This is a genomic window from Collinsella sp. LCP21S3_D3, assembly GCF_052118305.1.
Lineage (GTDB): Bacteria > Actinomycetota > Coriobacteriia > Coriobacteriales > Coriobacteriaceae > Collinsella.
Window position 1 is genome coordinate 1 of the sequence record NZ_JBQKHK010000045.1, and the last position, 1822, is coordinate 1822.

At 64.9% G+C, this 1822-nt stretch carries 1 rRNA gene; it reads left to right on the forward strand.

Annotation, left to right across the window (positions count from 1 at the left end):
• Positions 1-1717 (forward strand): 23S ribosomal RNA (locus ACTQ1S_RS09245); the annotation flags it as partial.
• Positions 1718-1822 lie beyond the last annotated feature (105 nt).

Here is a 1822-nt window from a genome sequence, read left to right on the forward strand (position 1 = left end):
AGAATCGGTAGGGGAGCTTCCCATGGGCGGAGAAGCCGGAGGGCGACCGACGGTGGAGCGCATGGGAGTGAGAATGCTGGCATGAGTAGCGAGAGACGAGAGAGTAACTCGTCCGCCGTGAACCCGAGGTTTCCTGGGCAAGGCTAATCCTCCCAGGGTCAGTCGGGGGCTAAGGCGAGGCCGGGAGGCGTAGCCGACGCGCAGCAGGCAGACATTCCTGCACCGCGCACGCGGCGCTACGACCGACGGGGCGACGGATGGGGGTGGCTCGGCGGGGTTCTGGACGTCCCCGTGATGGAGCGCGGCCCGCGGACCAGGGAAATCCGGTCCGCATCGAGGGCGAGGCTCCGGACGAAGCACTTAAGCGAAGCGAGTGAGCCCGAGGTCCCTAGAAAAACCCCTAGGCAGGCGCGTGCGCGCCCGTACCGCAAACCGACACAGGTGGGTGGGTAGAACATACCGAGGCGATCGGGTCAACCATGGTCAAGGAACTCGGCACAATGGCCCCGTAACTTCGGGAGAAGGGGTGCCCGCGCGTACGTGAACGGACTTGCTCCGGGAGCGGAGGCGGGCCGCAGTGGAGAGGCCCAAGCGACTGTTTACCAAAAACACAGGACTCTGCAGAAGCCGCAAGGCGACGTATAGGGTCTGACGCCTGCCCGGTGCCGGAAGGTCACGCGGAGGAGTTAGCGCACCGCGCGAAGCCCCGAAGCCAAGCCCCGGTAAACGGCGGCCGTAACTATAACGGTCCTAAGGTAGCGAAATTCCTTGTCGGGTAAGTTCCGACCTGCACGAAAGGCGCAACGACTTGGGCGCTGTCTCGACCATGGACCCGGTGAAATTGCACTGGTCGTGAAGATGCGACTTACCCGCGGAAGGACGGAAAGACCCCGTGAACCTTCACTGCAGCTTGGCATTGGCCGCTGGTCCCGCGTGTAGAGGATAGGCAGGAGGCGAAGATCCGGAGGCGCCAGCCCCCGGGGAGCCGCCCTTGGAATACTGCCCTCGCGCGACCGGCGTCCTAACCCGAGGCCGTCAACCGGCTCGGGGACCGTGCCAGGCGGGCAGTTTGACTGGGGCGGTCGCCTCCTAAAGGGTAACGGAGGCGCGCGAAGGTCCGCTCGGGACGGTCGGCAACCGTCCTTTTGAATGCAAGAGTACAAGCGGGCTTGACTGCGAGGCCCACAAGCCGAGCAGGTGCGAAAGCAGGCTCTAGTGATCCGGCGGCCCCGAGTGGGTGGGCCGTCGCTCAACGGATAAAAGGTACTCCGGGGATAACAGGCTGATCTTGCCCAAGAGTCCACATCGACGGCAAGGTTTGGCACCTCGATGTCGGCTCATCGCATCCTGGGGCTGGAGCAGGTCCCAAGGGTACGGCTGTTCGCCGTTTAAAGCGGTACGCGAGCTGGGTTCAGAACGTCGTGAGACAGTTCGGTCCCTATCCTCCGTGGGCGCAGGAGAATCGATGGAGGCTGCCCCCAGTACGAGAGGACCGGGGTGGACGCACCTCCGGTGAACCGGTTGTCGACCAACGGCACGGCCGGGTAGCCGCGTGCGGCGCGGATAACCGCTGAAGGCATCTAAGCGGGAAGCCGTTCCAGGGATTAGTTCTCCTTCCGGTAAGGGCCCAGGTAGACTACCTGGTCGATAGACGGCAGGTGCAAGGCTGGCGACAGCCTCAGCCGAGCCGCACTAATCGCCCGAGCTCTTCCGGAACCGCACCTCGCGGCCCGCGGGACCCAGCGCTCTTAAGCGCGGTCCGGGCACGAGGATGCCCCCGAGTCACTCCCCCCTATGCGCCATGCGGCCCCCAGGGCACGTG